This window comes from Candidatus Kuenenbacteria bacterium HGW-Kuenenbacteria-1, assembly GCA_002839745.1.
GTDB lineage: Bacteria > Patescibacteriota > Patescibacteriia > UBA2591 > PGYQ01 > PGYQ01.
This window is the reverse complement of record PGYQ01000001.1, coordinates 123,305-142,299: the sequence shown is the minus strand read 5'-3', so window position 1 is coordinate 142,299 and position 18,995 is coordinate 123,305. Positions and strand designations below refer to the sequence as shown.

The window sequence follows — 18,995 nt, the reverse complement described above, 5'->3', positions numbered from 1 at the left end:
TTTGTAATAGTTAAAAGATTAGTGTCAGAAGTTGAACTCCCGACATTTTTTAATAATTTATTTTAAAATTATTTTATATGCCACGCTGGGAGTAGTAATTACAAGATCTAGTCCATATTCTCTATGTAGACGTTCTTGAACAATTTCTAAATGTAACATTCCTAAAAATCCGCAACGGAAACCAAATCCTAAAGCTTGAGAGACCTCTGGTTCATAAAATAAACTGGCATCAGTTAATTTGTATTTATCCAATGCTTCTCTAAATTTTGAATAATCACTCCCATCTTTACAAAATAAGCCAGCAAAAACCATTGATTTAGCTTCTTTATAGCCAGGCAAAGCCTCAATTTGTTTATTGTTCATTATTTGGTTTTTGGGATTTATAATTGTATCGCCAACTTTACAATTACCAATATCTTTTAATCCAGTAGCAATGTAGCCAATCTCGCCAGATTCTAATCTGTTTTTTGGAAAAAAATTAGGCTTAAAAACTCCTACTTCTAAAGCCTCTCCTTGTTTTTTAGTTCCCATAAATTCAATTTGATCTCCTTTTTCTATTTTTCCATCAACAATCCGAACATAAACAATCACTCCTTTATATTCATCATAAACCGAATCAAAAATTAAAGCTCTAAAAGGTTTATCTAAATTTATAGATGGTGTGGGGATATATTTAACTATTGAACACAAAAGTTGTTCGACACCTTCGCCTGTTTTTGCAGAAATAAAAAATGGCGAGCAACTAATATTTGACAATGATTCGCGATCTAATAATTGTTTTATTTCTTCAGCTGTTTTTTCTGGTTGAGCATTAGGTAGATCAATTTTATTTATTACTGGAATAATAAATAAATTTTGTTCTAAAGCTAAATGTAAATTAGCCAAAGTTTGTGCTTGAATTCCTTGAGTAGCGTCTACTAATAAAAGAACTCCTTCTACTGCGGCCAAAGATCTAGAAACTTCGTAACCAAAATCAACATGTCCTGGCGTGTCTATTAAATTTAATTTATAGTTTATAGATTGGAGATTGTAGTCAAGTTGAACTGGTTGAAGTTTAATAGTAATTCCTTTTTCTCTTTCTAAATCCATTTGATCTAAAAATTGAGAGTGCATTTTTAATTTATCTATAGTTTTTGTCAATTCTAAAAATCGATCGGCAAGAGTCGATTTTCCATGATCAATATGAGCGATGATACAAAAATTTCTAATATCCATAAAATTAGGTTTTAGAAAATAAAAGTGAAAAGTACAAATTCTTTAATTTAAAATTTATAATTTCTTTAACAGCATTGTCCAAAGTTGGTCTTGGTTTAAAAAAGAATTAAATTCAATTTGATTGTCTTTTTCTAAAAAATCAATAGGAAAATTTTGCCATACTAATTGCCAATTTATTGGTAAATTAATGGAATATTTCCAAACATCATCTTTGCTTCCTGATTGTTTTTGAATTAAAAGCTGATAAGGCAATGTTTCATCAATTAAATTAAAATTTTTTGCTATTTTTTTATAAAATTGTTGGAAAAATTTTGGCGAATTTAAATTTGTTTTTAAATCTTCAAATTTAAAAGGTAATTTATATTTAAATGTAATTGTTGCAGACTTTCCTGATTCAACTTCAATCCAATTACCAAAAACTGTTTTATCAAATTCTTGATTAATTCTTGTTTCAGTGGCTTCATCAATTAACATTTGTTTTTGAATTTTTAATAAATCTTTATCTATTAAAGTTTCTTCTGAAGAAATTTTAAACTCAGACGTTAAAAGTTTTTTAAATCCTTTTATTTCAAGAAAAGTACTTCCTTTTGGAACATAAATTCTTACATAATTAAGATTTTTAGCAAAATCATCGCTTTCGAGATATGTTCTAGTAATTTTTACTGTATTAATAATTACGCCATCGTCTAAAATTTGTGTTTGCAAATTAACTGATTGTTTAATATTTTTATCCGATCCTCCATTAATATTAGCATTAACAATAGCTAAATAATCCCCATTATTTATTGATTTTATTTCTCCGCTCCAATTATTTTTTGAAATATCTTTTTGTAAATCAAAATTATCAAAATAAAACATTATATCTTTTTTAGATAAAGATTCATTTAAAACCCCAAGAGTTTTTAAAAATTGTTCTGGATTATTTTGAGAAGACAAAATTTTATTTAACAATTCAGGAATAAAATCAGAAATAGAAGATTGCGAAGTTTTAGTTGGTCCGTAAATTTCTAAAATTTTAGAAATTAAATTTGCGTTTAAACTAATTACTCCATCAATTTTTTTATTAAAGTTTTCTAATTTTTGATAAAACGAAATAATTTTTTGAGCAGAAGTAGGGAAATCAAGAAACCAATTAGCGTCTTGGGCTTGCCAAGAAGAATTAATAAGACGCAAAGGATATGGCGGTTGAATTAAATTATTTTGTTGTTCAAGAAACGCAAGATCTTGTGTTTCTACTTTTTTAATTATACCTTGATTAACATCAACCAAAATAAAAGCTTCTATAGATCCGCCAGTAGGGCGTATTTTATCATCATTTTGAAAAATAATTAAATAGCGTTGTTTTTTTTCGTGTCCAAGTATTTTTAATAATATTTTTGAATAATCTAAAAATTCTTGAATATTATTTTCTAATTTTGATAAATAAATTTTTACTTGATTAAATTCATTTCTGTTTTGTTTGGGAATTGTTTCAAATTTAACTTGAGTTAAATAATAATTAGCAATTTGAATTTTAGGCAAAGCTATTAATAAATTATTTTGAAAATCAGTTATTTGTTCACAAGGAGTTCCTTTTTTTATTCCTTCTTTATTTAAGGCGGAAATTAAATATTTTTCAGATTCTGATAAATATTTTTCAGCTTTAAATAAAGCGCGATTTTTTGAATTAGCAGGTAATAATTTAATTATCTGGTTTAATTGTTGTTGATTTAAAATAAAATTAGATAAACCAATTTCATTGGTTAATTCTACAATATTTTTTTTAGTTTCTTTTATAGGGTTTTGAGATTTTTGTTTTAAAAATAAAAAATAAAGCGAAAAAACAAAAATAAAAGCAATTAAAATAAAAATTAAAAGAGGTTTTATTTTATTAAATAATTTTTGTTCTGTAAAAATTACTTTGTATTTAATAGGGTTTACATTGTTAAATTTTCTTTGCAAATCCTTAAAAGGATTTATTTTTAATTTTTTAAAAGAAATATGTGAAATTTGTTGGAAAAATAAAGGAATATTAAAAATTTTTTTTATTAGAAATATTAAATTTTGTACAAAAGAGTGATGTTTGTTTATTTTTTTTATGATTGTTTTTTGAGATTCTATTTTTTTTAATGGAATACTTTTTAAAGGCAGTTCTTTTTTAAATGGAATATTTAAATGTTTTTTGTTTGTAGTTTTTTTATATATTATTATAATAAAAGAAAGACATTGATTTTCAATAAAGGCAAGTTTTGTTAAAAAAACATTGAATAAATGTTTTATGTTTATTAATTTAATTATTAAAGGAAATTTAAATAAGAGAGTTTTAAAGGAGATAAAAAATTTTTGTGTATAAAAAAATAATGCTTTTTTAGATTCAGAAAATTCATATTTTATTTTTTTTAAGGATATTAAATTTTGTAAAAAAATTTTTATCTTATGAATTATTTTTTGTGAATATATAATATATTTTAAAAAAGAAAAAATATTTTTTTTCTTTTTTAAAATTTTAAGATTAACTAAATGAAGCTGTTTTTTATCTAAAGTTTCGTTTTCTTTTTCTTTTATTTTTCTAATTTTCAATTTCATATTATAAAAATTTTAAATTTTTTAATTCTGTTTGCCATAATTCTAATTTTTCTTTTTCTTGTTTAATAATTTGTTTTGGCGCTTTTTTAATAAATTCTTGATTACTTAATTTATTCTTAACTGTTTTTATTATTTTTTCTAAATTATTAATTTCTTTTTCTTTTCTTGCTTTTTCTTTTTCAACATCTATTTCTGCTAATAAATAAATTTCAATCTCATCAACAGAAATATAAATTGCCTGAGATATTTTTTCTCCTTTATCTTTAACTTCTATTTCATTTATATTTGTTCGCAAACTTTTAATTAAATGAATTTGATTTTTTATTAACTCAATTTTTTTGTTAGCATAAATTATTACTTTAATTTTTTGAGAAGGTTCAATTTTATTTTCAGATCGCACATTACGAATAGCAATAATAATATTTTTAATTATTTCAAAATCATTTCCTATATTATTTTTTTTTACAACAAATTGGGTTGGCCATTTTTCTATCATTAAAAATTTTCGCTCGCTTAATTCTTGCCAAATAACTTCAGTAATAAAAGGAATAAATGGATGCCAAAGTTTTAATAAATTTTCTAAAATATAAAATAATATTTCATTTTTTTCTTCATTTTTTTCAAACTTACTTATTTCTAAATACCAATCAGCAAAATCATTCCAAGTAAATTCTTTTAATTTTTCACCAGCTTGTGAAAAATTATAATTATTTAAATCATCGTCAACTTTTTTTATTAAATTATTAAATTTATTCAAAATCCAAACATCAGCCAAAGTTAAACATTCTTTTTCGATTTTTATTTCTAATTTTTCAACTTTCAACTTTATAGATTTTTGACTTATTATAAACCTTGAAATATTCCACAACTTATTAATAAAATTTCTAAATCCTTCAATTTTTTCTTCGCTTAATCGCGCGTCATTGCCAGGGGTATTTCCAATTAACATTGATAAACGAACAGCATCAGCGCCAAATTTTTCAATCATATCAATTGGATCAATTCCATTACCTTTTGATTTGCTCATTTTTTTCCCATTTTTATCTAAAATCATTCCATGCAAATAAACATTTTCAAAAGGAATTTCTTGAATAGCAAATAAAGACATCATAATCATCCGCGAAACCCAAAGCGTTAAAATTTCATATCCAGTTTCCAAAACTTGCGTTGAATGAAATTTCGCTAAATCTCCTGATTTTTTATTTTTTTTAAAAGTATCAGGCCATCCTAATGTTGAAAAAGTCCACATGCCAGAAGAAAACCAAGTGTCCAAAGTATCTGGATCTTGAGTCCAATTATCTTCTTTTGGTTTTTCAATACCAACATAAATTTCATCATTATCTTTAAACTTACTTTTATACCAAACAGGAATCTGATGTCCAAACCAAATTTGTCTTGAAATGCACCAATCATGCAAATTTTCCATCCAATCTAAATATCTTTTTTCAAACCTTTCAGGAATAAATTTTATTTCTTTATTTTTTGCAACTTCAATTGCTTTTTCTTTTAATGATTTATTTCCTAATCTTTCTAATTTTTTATTTACATTAACAAACCATTGTTTTGATGGCAATGGTTCAATTGGTGTGTTGCAACGATAACAAATTGATAAATTATTATTTATTTCTTCTTCTTTTTCTAATAAATTTTGCTGTTTTAATTTTTCAACAATCATTTCTCGCGCTTCTAAAACATTTTTATTTGAAAATTCATTAAATCCCTGTCTGATTTTTCCATTTTCATCTATTACTTTAATTATTTCTAAATTATTTTTTTCAGCCATTTGCCAATCAACTGCAGAGTGAGCTGGTGTTACACCTAGAGCTCCTGTTCCAAATTCCATTTCAACATTATAATCTGCAATAATTTTTAATTTTAAAATAACACCTAAAAAATCTATTTCATAAATTTTTCCAATATATTTTTTATATCTGTCATCTTTTGGATTAACTGCAACTGCTGTATCTCCTAATTTTGTTTCTGGCCGAGTAGTTGCAATTGTAAAAGGAAAATCTTTACTATATTTGAAAAAATATAATTTTGTTTTTTGTTCTTTATATTCAACTTCATCATCAGCTAAAGTAGAATGGCATCTAGGACACCAATTTACAATTCTTTCTCCTTTATAAATTACACCTGCTTCATACATATCAACAAACATTTTTGTAACTGCTTTTTCTCTTTGTTTATCAAAAGTAAAAGCTTCGCGCGACCAATCTAAAGAAGCACCCATTTTTCTCATTTGTTTTAAAATTGTTGATTGCGTTTCTTTTAAAAATATCCAAATTTCTTCAAGAAGTTTTTCTCTACCTAAATCATGACGAGTCAAACCTTGTTCTTTAAATATTTTTTTCTCAACAGCATTTTGCGTTGCAATTGCAGCATGATCGGTTCCAGGCAACCATAATGTTTGATCGCCTTTCATTCTATGATAACGAATCATTAAATCTTCAATTGCCAACATCGCAGAATGTCCTAAATGTAATTTTGCTGTTATATTTGGCGGTGGTAAAATAATTGTATAAGTTGGCGCGTTTTTATCCGCTATTCCATCTTTAACACATTTATCTGGATTAAAATAACCGCTATTTTCCCATTTCTGGTAAATTTTATCTTCGTAATTTTGTGGTTCGTAAGTTTTGTTCATAAGAAAAATTAGATTAATTTTGTGTTTTTGTTATTTTTATTTCGGACTTTTCCTAATATATATCTAAATGCACTAAACGAATAATCGTTTTCAGTAAATCCAAGTTTTTCTTGAATTTTTTTATAAAAATACGAACTTTTTTGGCTTAATTCTTTAGCAGATAAAGAAATAAGTTCTTTTTTTACGTCTTCCCAATATAATTTTATTTCTTTTTCTACTCTTACATTACTTAATATGCTTTCAAATGTTTTAAGCGGATATCTTTCACTAGTAACTTTAAATTTTTCTATAACTTTTTGATGAAGTAAAAGATTACTTTTTTTTAATTCTTTATTAGGAAGAGATTCAAGATATTCTTTTACTTGATCACAAAATAATTTTATTCCTTTTTCTATTCTTATTTCCGTCAATAATGATTGAAATGCGCCAAAAGAATAACCTGCGCTTTTTAAATCAATTTTTTCCCCATGAAATTCAGCTTCTTTATAAAGTTGAGAGCCACTTTTCATTAATTCTCCATCATTAAGAGATCTAAGATATTCTTTTACTCTTTCAGAAATTTTTTCTAATTTTTCTTCTTTTTTTATTATTTCTAAAATTTCTTTTTGATCTATTTTTTGATCTATTTGTTTAGTTAAAATATTTAAAATATCATTTTCCCATTTTTCCTTATTAGACCAAATAATTAAACTTACCAATTCTATTCCTTTTAATGCTTTTAATTCATCTTTAGTCATTGAATAATAAAATTTTAATGCCTCTTTATTATTTTCATAATAAGTTTTTGGATTTATTGGATCAAAAGATTCTGGATTTTCTATTTTATGAATTATAAAAGTGGCATTTCTTTCTTCGTTGCAAACTAAAATCATTTTTTTAAAAAATGGGATAACAAACATTTCATAACCTTCTTTTCTCATCATTTCTTTTTCTACTTCCCCCTTTATGCGTAAATATGGTTTATTATTTTTTTCTAATAGTTTAGTTAACATTTCTATTTTATTTCCACTTTTAGTTTTAATTTTTTCTTGGTTATAATTGTTCTTTTGTTCTTTTCTTGGCATTAAGTTTTTATTAGCTGGAATTAAAATATCATTTATTTCAATAACATTTAAAGGTGGTTCCTCTTTTATTTTAGACGTTTCTATTGGCGTTGGCGCGGATTTTTTTTTGGTAAATTTATTAGGAATCAAAAAATCTACCAGCTCATCAATACTTAAATTTTCATTTGATTTTTCTATTTTAAATTCTGAAAATAAAAAATCTTTAGCCTCTTTATTTATTGAACCTTTTTCCATTTCTTTTTTTAGTTTTTGACGATATTTTTCTTTTTCTTCTAGATTTTTTTCTTCTTGACCTTCTATAATAATTGAAAAAATATTATGAGTTTTTTGGTTTTCTTGAGAGTCACGTAAAATATATGATTCTTTTCTGAACATAAAAATAAGTCTAAGTTAAATTATATAAAGATTAACAAAAAATAATCTAAAAATCAATAATTGGGTTTTTAATATTTAAATTTTGGTTTTTAATATTATACACACCCTTGTTTTAATTCTAAAATACTATAAACTATAAATAATTTTATTATAATAATTAATTTTTATGAATACAAAAAAAAGAATTCTTATTGTAGAAGATGAAATAGCATTATTAAGTATTCTTCATAAAAAACTAGAATCTGAAGAATTCACAGTATTTGATGCAAAAAATGGCGAGCAAGGGTTTGAAATTGCTTTGCAAGAAAAACCCGATTTAATTTTATTAGACATTGTAATGCCTGTAATGGATGGCATCACAATGCTAAAAAAATTAAGAACAGAAAGTGAATGGGGAAAAAATGCAAAGGTAATTATGTTGACAAATTTAAGTGATAGTGAAAAAGTGGCTGAAGCAATGTTATTTGGATTCCATAGTTATCTTGTAAAATCAGATTGGAAAATTAACGATGTTGTTCAAAAAGTAAAAGAAAAATTGGAATTATAAAATGTAATTTTATATAGAAGCACCCTTATTTGTCTTTAAATTAGAAATTTAAGATTTTAGATTTATGATTTAAACCTAAGCTAACAGTTAAAACCTGATGGCTAACTTTTATGCCAAAAAGAATTCTTATTATAGAAGATGAAAAATCAATCGCAAATGCATTAAAATTTAAACTTAAGTTTGAAGGTTTTGATGTAATTAATGCACAAAATGGAAAAGAGGCTATTTTGTTTCTTGAAAAAGAAACAGTAGATTTTATTTTACTTGATTTAATTATGCCAAAAATGGATGGATTTCAAGTATTAGAAAAATTAAAGGAAATAAAAATTAAAATACCAGTGGCTGTATTGACTAATTTGGGTCAGTTAGATGATGAAAAACGTGCAATAGAATTAGGCGCGATAGCTTTTTTTGTTAAATCTGACAAACCCATCGCTGAAATTGTTGAATGGGTAAAAGAAAAATTAAAATAAGGCTCTAGGGCACGGTTGGGATGTTCTAACCAAAAGATTTGGGTAGGTTGGAGCTTCTGCTCCAACCAAAAAAAAGATGAGAGCAGAGGCTCTCATCTACCCCATAAATTTATTAATTTTTAATAAAATTATTTATAAATAATAACACATTTTATATTTTTTTTAGAACATCCCAACCGTGGGGGGTCGGGATGACAGAAAGAGAATAAATATTTACTTTCCAATGCAATAAATTAAAAAAGAAAATATCATATAAAATAAAAGTGATAGGAGTTCAATTTTAATCACTTAAATAAAAACCTATTGACAAAATAGTATTACTAAAGTTATAGTGTACTTATACTTTGGTAATATATAAATATATGATATATCAGCGAAAAATTTATAAAAACATTAAAAAATATTTTAAAGCAAAACAAGTAATTGTTATTACTGGAATGAGAAGGGTTGGAAAAACCACTATTTTAAAACAAATTCTTTCTGAAATAAAGTCCGAAAATAAGATCTATTTTGATTTAGAAAAATTATCAGATAGAAATGTTTTTGATCAAGAAAATTATGATAATATTTTACTTGATCTTGAAGGAAAAGGAATAAATATACGAAAGAAAATTTATTTAGCTATTGATGAAATCCAATTTCTACCTAATATTACAAGTGTTATAAAATATCTTTATGATCATTATAATATAAAATTTTTTGTAACTGGTTCAAGTTCTTATTATCTTAAAAATTTTTTTACTCAATCACTTGCAGGAAGAAAAATTGTATTTGAATTATTTCCATTGGATTTTGGCGAGTTTTTAAATTTTAAAGAAGTTTATTATAAAGAAAAAAATATTTTTGAGAAAATGTTTTCTGAATTTGAATATGAAAGATTAAGATTTTATTATGAAGAATTTATTAATTTTGGCGGATTTCCAGAAGTAGTATTAGTAAAAAAAGATGAACTTAAAAAAGAGATATTAAATGATATTATTAGCTCTTATGTAAATATTGATATAAAAACACTTTCTGATTTTCGCAAAGACAAAGAGATTTATAATTTAATAAAAATGTTGGCATCTAGAATTGGTACTCGTCTTGATTATAATAAACTGGCTAGCCTAAGCGGTTTATCGCGTCATACAGTTGAAGAATATATAGATTTTTTTGAAAAAACTTATTTAATTCATAGAATATCTGTTCATACTCATAGTATAGATCGCGAAATAGTAAAAGCTCAGAAAATTTATTTTTGCGATAATGGATTAGTAAATATTTTAGCGGAAAATAGTAGTGGATCAAAATTTGAAAATGCATTTTTTAATCAAATTCGTCATAAAGGAGAGGTTCGTTATTATGCTTTAAAAGATGGAAATGAAATTGATTTTATTTTAAATAAAAAAATAGCATTAGAAATTAAAGAATCACCAACTAAAATTGATCAAAACAATTTAGAAAGATTATCAAAAATAGCAGGTATAAAAAAAGATTATTTGATCGGAAGAAAAAATGTTCCTAAATTTAAGGGTTATATTTGGGGAGGAGATATAAAATAAAAATTTAATCTTTTTTAAAATTAAAAATTAATAAAAATTCCCAAATTGATATTTAGGGTACATTGGTTTCATACCAATATTAACCCTTAACAGCTAACATTTATTATGAATGACACAATATTAAAACAAATTCTTTTGCAAGGAAATTATATTACTAAGAAAGATATTCAAAAAGCTGAAGAGTATGCTAAAACGCATCATACTTTAATGACTGAATATCTTTTTTTAGAAGGATTGATCACAAAAGATCTTTTGGGACAAGCGATTGCTGAGTCATTTAATATTTCTTATTCGGATCTTAATTCAAATTTACCCTCAAAAGAACAGATATTAAAAATACCTAAAAAAATTGCAACATTGATTCGCGCGGTTGTTTTTTTTGAAACAGAAAATGAAATTATTATTGCCACGGATAATCCACAAAATCCTCAATTACTTTTAGAATTGAAGTTATTATTTGATAAACAAAAAATTAAAATTACTTATTCTCTTTCTGAAGATATTGACTCTTGTTTTGTTCATTATCAAAAATCACTTGAAACACGTTTTTCTAAAATTTTTGAAAAACAAGACCGCGTTGCTCCTAAATTATTGGAAGAAATTTTTGAAGACGCACTTGTTTATAATGCGTCTGATATTCATTTTGAACCTCAAAAAAATAAAATTGTTATTCGATTTCGTATTGATGGCGTGCTTCAAGAAGCAGGTTGTATTCCAAAAGAATTTTATGAAAATATTTTAAACAGAATTAAAGTTCAAAGCAGTTTGCGGATTGATGAGCATTTTTCCGCTCAAGATGGCTCTTTGCGATATGAAAGGAATAACACAGCAGTGGATATGCGCGTTTCAATTGTGCCAACAATTGAAGGAGAAAAAGTAGTATTGCGTGTTTTAGCGGCATATGTGCAAGGATTTACTTTAGGTGATTTGGGTCTTTCTTTGCCACATCAAAAATTATTAAAAACATCAACCGAAAAACCATTTGGTATGATTCTTGTTGTAGGACCAACAGGTAGTGGAAAAACAACAACATTGTATGCGTTAATAAAATTAATAAATAATCCGGATGTAAATATTACAACTATTGAAGATCCAATTGAATATAAAATTCAAGGCATAAATCAAATTCAAGTTAATACGCAAACCAGTTTAACATTTTCTAAAGGTTTGCGATCAATTGTTCGTCAAGATCCGGATATTATTTTAGTGGGCGAAATAAGAGACAATGAAACAGCAGAAATTTCAGTTAATGCGGCTTTGACTGGGCATTTATTGTATTCTACTTTTCATTCCAATGATGCGGCAACCGCTATTCCGCGTATTTTAGATATGGGCGCTGAACCATTTTTATTGGCTTCTACATTAAATGTAGTGATTGCTCAAAGATTGGTTAGAAAAATTTGTGATCATTGCCGTTGCAGTGTAATAAAAAAAGTTAGCGAACTTAATATTTCGCAATTTAAATCTATAACTCGTTTTTTTTCTGAAGAATCTATTACGCTTTATCAAGGTAAAGGATGTGAAACTTGTAATCATACAGGATATAAAGGTAGAACCGCAATTTTTGAATTTATTCAAATTACTTCAGAGATGCAAAATCTTATTTTAAAATCGCCGTCAACGCAAGAAATATGGAAATTAGCGCGTAAACAAGGTTCGCAATCGCTTTTTGAAGATGGTATAGAAAAAGTTAAAACAGGCATTACAACAATTGAAGAATTATTAAGAGTCGCAGAACCGCCGTGCGAAGCGCACGACAATTAATAGGTAAAATTAAAATGAAAAATTTTCCTTTTTCTCCACTAGCTAGCGGATTTAAATAATAAAAAAGGGATTCCTCCGCTTGGAAGCCTCGGTCGGGATGACAATAAATTTTAAGATTTTTGCCAAAGTTTAGAAATTATTTATTTTTGATATTTACATTTTACATTTTTATATGCTATCAACTTTTTTCCTCAATAAAGAACGAGATTTTTTTGTTGAAAATTTAAGCATATTAGTTGCTTCGGGTATGCCGATTTTAAGTGCAATAGATTCTATTTCTAAAGAATTGCGTTCATCTCGCATAAAAAAAATTTTAGTTTTTATTCGCGCAGATATTGAATCTGGTTCACCAATTTGGAAAGCGCTTCAAAAAACGAATTTATTTGCTGATTACGCTATTTCGTTGATTCGTTTGGGTGAGAAATCTGGAAAACTAATTGAAAATTTAAAAATAGTCTCTTATGAACAAGAAAAAAATCGCGCATTAAAATCAAAACTTAGTTCGGCAATGATGTATCCGATATTTGTATTATCATTGACAGTGATTATTGGAATCGGTATTGCTTGGTTTATTTTACCAAAATTAACATCAGTATTTACTCAACTTAAAATAGAACTACCATTAATTACTAAAATTTTAATTAGTTTTGGAGATTTTTTAGGTCATTATGGACAATATGCGATACCAATGATAGTTGTAATCATTGGTGTTTTATTTTATTTTATTTTTTCTTTTTCTAAAACAAAAGTTATTGGTCAATATTTTTTATTTTCTTTGCCCGGCGTTAAACAATTAATTAAAGAAGTGGAATTAACGCGTTTTGGCTATCTTTTAGGTACATTACTTTCTGCTGGTTTACCAATTATTCAAGCACTGGACTCGCTGATTAGCGCCACAGAAATTTTGCAATATAAAAATTTTTACATTCATTTACGCGATTCAATTGCCGAAGGCAATTCATTTCAAAAAAGTTTTGTTTCTTTTAAAAATATTAATCGTTTAATTCCCGCATCTATTCAGCAACTGATAATTATTGGGGAGCAATCAGCTACACTTTCTATTGTGTTATTAAAAATTGGTCAGACATTTGAAGCCAAAACAGATAATACAACAAAAAATTTAAGTGTTCTTTTAGAGCCAATATTGCTGGTAATTGTATGGTTGGGTGTTGTTGCGGTAGCAATGGCAATCATTTTACCGATTTATAGTTTAATCGGAGGATTTAAAGCTAGTTAATTAACTTCTTAGCTTTCTAATAAAAATGTAAAATGTAAATATCAAATATTTTTATGTTTTTTAATTTCCTAACAGCTAAAAGCTATCAGCTAAAAACTTCTCAAGGTTTTACCTTGTTAGAAGCAATGCTTTCTGTCGCGTTAATCACAATTATTGCTGGAATTTCCTTTCCAATTTCTCAGTCATTTCAAAATAAAAATAATCTTGATGTTGCGACAAATGAAATTGTTCAAACATTGCGTCGCGCACAAGTTTTATCACAAGCAATTAATGGTGATATTTCATGGGGTATGCATATTACAATAGGAAATATCACTTTATTTAAAGGCGAAAGTTATGCTATACGAGATATTGCTTTTGATGAAGTGTTTGAAATACCAACAAATATTATTCAATCAGGACTTTCTGAAATAGTTTTTGCAAAATTTACTGGCTTTCCACAAACCACAGGAATAATTACTTTGACTAATAATAATGAAGCGCGGAATATTATTATTAATAATAAAGGATTAATTCAATATTAAATATAAAAAAAATTAGCAAAACTTTCATTCCTTTGATGGCCATCAAAGGAATGAAAATTTTTTAAATTGCTGATTTTTTGTTTTTTTGTTATAATTTAATTATAATAATTTAATTTAATTTTAATTGTTTAATTTAATTAATTATGGAAATTAGAAATATTGCAATTATTGCTCATGTAGATCATGGCAAAACAAGTTTAACAGATGCTTTAATGCGTCAAACCGGTATGGTTACTGATGATACAGCGAGCATGGATTCTAATGCCTTAGAACAAGAACGGGGTATTACAATTTATTCTAAAAATACCTCGGTTTTTTATAAGGGAACTAAAATTAATATTGTTGATACTCCTGGTCACGCGGATTTTGGTTCAGAAGTAGAGCGTGTTTTACGTTCCATTGATTCTGTGCTTTTACTGGTTGATGCGCAAGAAGGTCCAATGCCTCAAACTAAATTTGTTTTAAAAAAGGCATTACAATTAGGATTAAAACCAATTGTAGTGATTAATAAAATTGATAAATTAGCTGCTCGACCAGAATGGGCTCATGAAAAAGTTTTAGAACTTTTTATGGATTTAGGCGCTAACGACGAACAATTGGATTTTTTTACTATTTACGCGATTGCCAAACAAGGTATTGCAAAAATAAAATTAGATGACGATTCTAAAGATCTTACTCCACTTTTAGATACAATTTTAGAAAAAGTTTTATCCACAAAAGTTGATGAAAATTTATCATTTGCTTTTCAGCCATGCAATCTTGCTTATGATAATTATTTGGGTCGTTTAGGCATTGGTCGCGTTTATCAAGGTTCAGCAAAAGTAGGGGATAAGGTTTTTATTAAAAAACAATCTGGAGAAATTATTTCCGGAAATATTACCAAGGCTTTCACTTTTGAAGGTGTGGAAAGAAAAGAAGTTTTAGAAATTAAAGGCGGAGATATTGTTATGATTGCCGGATTACCAAACATTTATATTGGTGACACAATTTGTAGTAATTTGAATCAAGCACTTTTACCAGCTATTAGAATAGATGAGCCGACAATTTCTTTAAATTTTTTAGTTAATAATTCGCCTTTTGCGGGAAAGGAAGGAAAATTTGTTACTAGTCGCCAAATTAAAGAACGATTAGAAAAAGAATTAGAGGTTAATGTGGGACTAAAAATAGATTTTTCTCCTATTGAACATTATAAAATTTTTGGTCGTGGTGAATTACATATTGCTATTTTATTAGAAAATATGCGACGCGAGGGATTTGAACTTCAAGTTTCTCAACCGCAGGTAATTTTTAAAGAAATTGATGGTAAAAAAAATGAACCATTTGAAAGAATTACCATCGATGTTCCGCAAGAATTTGTTGGTATTATTATAGAAAAAATTTCAAAAAGAAAAGGGCAAATGATTGAAATGAATCCAGAACAAAATCATATCCGATTAATTTTTGAAATGCCAACTCGTGGATTTCTGGGTTATCGAGGTGAATTTATTGTTGACACAAAAGGAGAGGGAATTTTGTGTAGCGAATTAATAGATTTTAAACCTTATGCTGGTGAAATTGAAAAACACAATTTGGGTTCTATGATTTCTGGAGAAACAGGAAAGACATTGGCGTTTTCTTTGGCTAATCTTCAAGATCGTGGCGCTTTATATATAAATCCAAATGTAGAAGTTTATGAGGGCGAAGTAATTGGCAATACTGCCAAAGGTTATAATATGGTTGTTAATCCAACCAAAGGAAAACAATTGAGTAATATGCGATCTTCAGGCGCTGACATTGCTATTCAATTAATTACGCCAATAGACTTAACTTTGGAACGTGGTTTGGAAATTATCGCTGAAGATGAATATTTGGAAATTACACCAAAAAATATTCGTTTGCGTAAACAAAATTTAAAAGCAAAAAGATAAATTAACTTTTATTTTTAACTTATTATTTTATGTCTAAAAAAATCGATTATCAAAAATTAGAAAAACAACTTAAATTAGAAAAAAAAAGTTGTTGGGAAGTTTGGGATGATAAAATTAAAAAAAATGCTTTTGATTTTGCTGAAGGTTATAAAAATTTTGTAAGTGAAGCTAAAACAGAAAGAGAAGCAGTTGAAGAAGGAATTAAATTAGCTAAAGAAAACGGTTTTAAAAATATTAAAGAAATAAAATCTCTTTCTGTTGGTGATAAAGTTTATGCAGTTAATCGTGATAAAAGTTTATTTTTAGCTAAAATTGGAAAAAAAGGATTAGAAAAAGGAATGAAAATAATTATGTCGCATATTGATTCTCCTCATTTAGATTTTAAAGTAAATCCACTTTATGAAGAAGAAAATTTAGTTTTTGCAAAAACTCATTATTATGGAGGAATTAAAAAATATCAATGGCCAACTGTTTCATTAGCTTTGTATGGAGTTGTTTATTTAGAAAATGGAAAAAAAGTAAATATTAAAATTGGAGAAAAAATTGATGAACCGATTTTTATGATTACAGATTTATTACCGCATCTTGATCGAAATGTTAGTGGAGGGAAATCTGAATTTCATGAAATTAAAGGAGAAGAATTAAATTTATTATTAGGGTCATTGCCTGTTAATGATAAAAAAGTTAAAGAAAAAGTTAAATTAGCAATATTAGAATATCTTTTTAATAAATATGGAATTAAAGAAGAGGATTTTGTTAGCGCAGAAATACAAGCTGTGCCAAGTGAAAAAGCAAGAGATTTGGGTTTTGATAGAAGTTTAATTTCAGCTTATGGACATGATGATAAGGTGTGCGCTTATTCATCTTTAATGAGTTTTTTAGATGCGAAAATAGTTGATCAAACGCAAATTTGTATTTTAATTGATAGAGAAGAAATAGGATCAGATGGAAATACTGGCTCTCAATCATTGTTTATTGAAAATTTTTTGTTGAATATTTTAAAATTAAATAAAAGTAAAAGTAGTTTAGAAGAAATTTATAATTCTTATTCTTTAAGTCAAGCAATTTCAGCTGATGTGACAGTGGCGCTAGATCCTGATTATAAAAATTTTGTTGAATTAAAAAATGTTTGTAAAATGGGATTTGGATTAGCTATAGAAAAACATACTGGTCATGGTGGTAAATATTCTACTTCTGAAGCATCGGCTGAGTTTTTGCAAAAATTGAAAAATATATTTAAACAAGATAAAAATATTGTTTATCAGTTTTCTGGTGGATTAGGTGGTAAAGTTGATCAGAGTGGTGGAGGAACAATCGCTAAATATTTAGCTAATCGTAATATTGATGTTGTTGATATTGGAGTAGCATTATTTAATATGCACGCTCCATTAGAAATTGTTTCCAAAGCTGATATTTATTGTGCTTATTTAGGTTATAAAGCCTTTTTAATTTCCTAAATATAGGACTCAACCCCTGTATATTTCTATTAAAATTATTTTATGCGGAATTTATTTATTTTAAGAAAAATTAAATTATTCTTTATGATGCATTGGTTAAAAATGCTCATAGGTTTTATATTAATTATTTTGATTACTTTGGCTATTTGGGGATTGCTTTCTTTGGAATCTTTTTATCGCAAAATGACTTTGGCAAGTATGCCGATTAATTTATTATTGGCTGGCGTTAATGCGGTAATTTTTGTTTTTCTTTATCAATTAATTCTTCAAGGTGGATTTTCTAAAATGCCTTCAAATAAAATTAAAGGTGAAAAAATTGATATTAAATGGGATGATGTGATTGGAATGGATGAATCAAAACAAGAAGCATGGGAGGTTGTTCAATTAATTAGAGATAGAAAATTATTAATAAAAATTGGTGGAAAAGTAATCAGGGGACTTTTAATGGTAGGCCCTCCGGGTTGCGGAAAAACCTATTTAGCTAAAGCGATTGCCACAGAAGCAAAGGTGCCATTTATTTCAGTTTCAGGCAGTGAATTTACAGAGGTTTTTGTGGGCGTGGGCGCAGCCAGAGTAAGAAAACTTTTTAAACGAGCACGATTATTAGCTTATGGTCATGGAGCCTGTATTATTTTTATTGATGAATTAGACGCAATTGGTCGTCAACGATCTTTTAGTTTTATGGGAGGCCAAGAAACAAATGCGACTCAAAATCAATTATTAGTTGAAATGGATGGCTTAAAAGAAAAAAATGTCGATGTAATTGTAATTGGCGCGACAAATGCGGCGGATGGAGTATTGGATCCAGCATTATTAAGACCTGGACGTTTTGATCGAAAACTTTATATTGATCGTCCAGATCTTGTTGGTCGAGAAAAAATTTTTAAATATTATCTTGGTAAAATTAAATACGATTCTTCTTCTATTAATATTTCTCGTTTGGCAAAAAAAACAGTTCATAAATCTCCAGCTGATATTGAAAATATTGTTAAAGAATCGGCATTAATTGCTACTCGAGAAGCAAGAAAAGAAATTAAATATGAAGATATTACCGAAGCAATTGAACGAATTGATATTGGGATTAAACATCGAAGAAAAATAACTCCTAAAGAAAGAGAGATGATTGCTTTTCATGAAGCCGGACATTTAATAACAATGTATTTTTTACATCCAACCAATGATGTTTTTAAAGCTTCGATTATTTCAAGAAAAGAATCTTTGGGTGTTGTTTATTCACAACCTAGAGAAGAACTTTTTACTTCCAGCAAAGATAAAATTTTGGCTGATATTAAGGTTTTTTTGGCTGGATATGTGTCGGAAAAATTAAAATATGGAATTACTTCTGATGGAGTGGCTAGTGATTTTAAGGGAGCAATGATTATTGCTCATGATATGGTTTGGAAATTTGGTATGGGACAAAATGGTTTTATTGGCGACTATTCAGTAATTCCAGAGGCTCAACTTTCTGAAAGTATTAAAGAAAAATTAAATAACGAGACTCAAGAAATATTTTTTTCTTGCGCAAAAAATGTAGAAGAATTATTAAAAAAAGAATGGAAAATAGTTGAACGATTTGCTAATGAATTATTAAAAAAAGAAGAGTTAGAATACGATGAGATTGAAGAAATTTTTAAAGAATATGGAGTAAAAAAATATTAAAAATATAGGGTTTAACCCAT

At 26.9% G+C, this 18,995-nt stretch carries 13 protein-coding genes; 9 read left to right on the top strand and 4 right to left on the bottom strand.

Annotated features, from left to right (window positions below):
• Nucleotides 1-57: 57 nt before the first annotated feature.
• The 4 genes from lepA to CVV26_00655 are packed head-to-tail and all read right to left on the bottom strand — an operon-like array spanning nucleotide 58 to nucleotide 7,866.
• Nucleotides 58-1,215 carry an elongation factor 4 gene (lepA, locus tag CVV26_00670; protein ID PKL72759.1) on the bottom strand — a complete coding sequence of 386 codons (1,158 nt, stop codon included), beginning with the start codon at nucleotides 1,213-1,215 and terminating at the stop codon, nucleotides 58-60.
• Between the two features lie 54 nt (nucleotides 1,216-1,269).
• Nucleotides 1,270-3,780, bottom strand: a complete 2,511-nt coding sequence (locus CVV26_00665; GenBank protein PKL72758.1) for a hypothetical protein — start codon at nucleotides 3,778-3,780, stop codon at nucleotides 1,270-1,272.
• Between the two features lies 1 nt (nucleotide 3,781).
• The gene (locus CVV26_00660) at nucleotides 3,782-6,427 is read right to left on the bottom strand and encodes a valine--tRNA ligase (protein ID PKL72757.1); all 2,646 of its coding nucleotides are present in this window, start codon (nucleotides 6,425-6,427) and stop codon (nucleotides 3,782-3,784) included.
• Between the two features lie 8 nt (nucleotides 6,428-6,435).
• The gene (locus CVV26_00655; GenBank protein PKL72756.1) at nucleotides 6,436-7,866 is read right to left on the bottom strand and encodes a hypothetical protein; all 1,431 of its coding nucleotides are present in this window, start codon (nucleotides 7,864-7,866) and stop codon (nucleotides 6,436-6,438) included.
• A 166-nt stretch (nucleotides 7,867-8,032) separates the two neighbouring features.
• On the opposite strand from CVV26_00655, the gene CVV26_00650 reads away from it, so the two are divergent.
• The 9 genes from CVV26_00650 to CVV26_00610 all read left to right on the top strand — a co-directional run bounded on the left by CVV26_00650 (nucleotide 8,033) and on the right by CVV26_00610 (nucleotide 18,975).
• A complete protein-coding gene (locus tag CVV26_00650; protein PKL72755.1) occupies nucleotides 8,033-8,413 on the top strand; it encodes a response regulator in 381 nt (126 codons plus the stop codon).
• A gap of 110 nt (nucleotides 8,414-8,523) precedes the next feature.
• Nucleotides 8,524-8,886, top strand: a complete 363-nt coding sequence (locus tag CVV26_00645) for a hypothetical protein (GenBank protein PKL72754.1) — start codon at nucleotides 8,524-8,526, stop codon at nucleotides 8,884-8,886.
• 362 nt (nucleotides 8,887-9,248) lie between these two features.
• Nucleotides 9,249-10,427 (top strand): ATPase, encoded by a 1,179-nt coding sequence (locus tag CVV26_00640; GenBank protein ID PKL72753.1) that lies wholly within the window; start codon nucleotides 9,249-9,251, stop codon nucleotides 10,425-10,427.
• Nucleotides 10,428-10,532: 105 nt separating this feature from the next.
• Entirely contained in the window at nucleotides 10,533-12,191 is a 1,659-nt protein-coding gene (locus CVV26_00635) for a hypothetical protein (protein ID PKL72752.1), read from the top strand.
• Between the two features lie 172 nt (nucleotides 12,192-12,363).
• Nucleotides 12,364-13,428, top strand: a complete 1,065-nt coding sequence (locus CVV26_00630; protein PKL72751.1) for a hypothetical protein — start codon at nucleotides 12,364-12,366, stop codon at nucleotides 13,426-13,428.
• Between the two features lie 53 nt (nucleotides 13,429-13,481).
• Nucleotides 13,482-13,952 carry a hypothetical protein gene (locus CVV26_00625; protein ID PKL72750.1) on the top strand — a complete coding sequence of 157 codons (471 nt, stop codon included), beginning with the start codon at nucleotides 13,482-13,484 and terminating at the stop codon, nucleotides 13,950-13,952.
• A gap of 143 nt (nucleotides 13,953-14,095) precedes the next feature.
• Nucleotides 14,096-15,859: a translational GTPase TypA gene (gene typA / locus CVV26_00620; protein PKL72749.1), complete on the top strand. Its 1,764-nt coding sequence runs from the start codon at nucleotides 14,096-14,098 to the stop codon at nucleotides 15,857-15,859.
• Between the two features lie 29 nt (nucleotides 15,860-15,888).
• Complete coding sequence (locus CVV26_00615) at nucleotides 15,889-17,316, top strand: aminopeptidase (protein PKL72748.1); 1,428 nt, start codon at nucleotides 15,889-15,891, stop codon at nucleotides 17,314-17,316.
• 42 nt (nucleotides 17,317-17,358) lie between these two features.
• Nucleotides 17,359-18,975, top strand: a complete 1,617-nt coding sequence (locus CVV26_00610) for a hypothetical protein (protein PKL72747.1) — start codon at nucleotides 17,359-17,361, stop codon at nucleotides 18,973-18,975.
• Nucleotides 18,976-18,995: the final 20 nt, after the last annotated feature.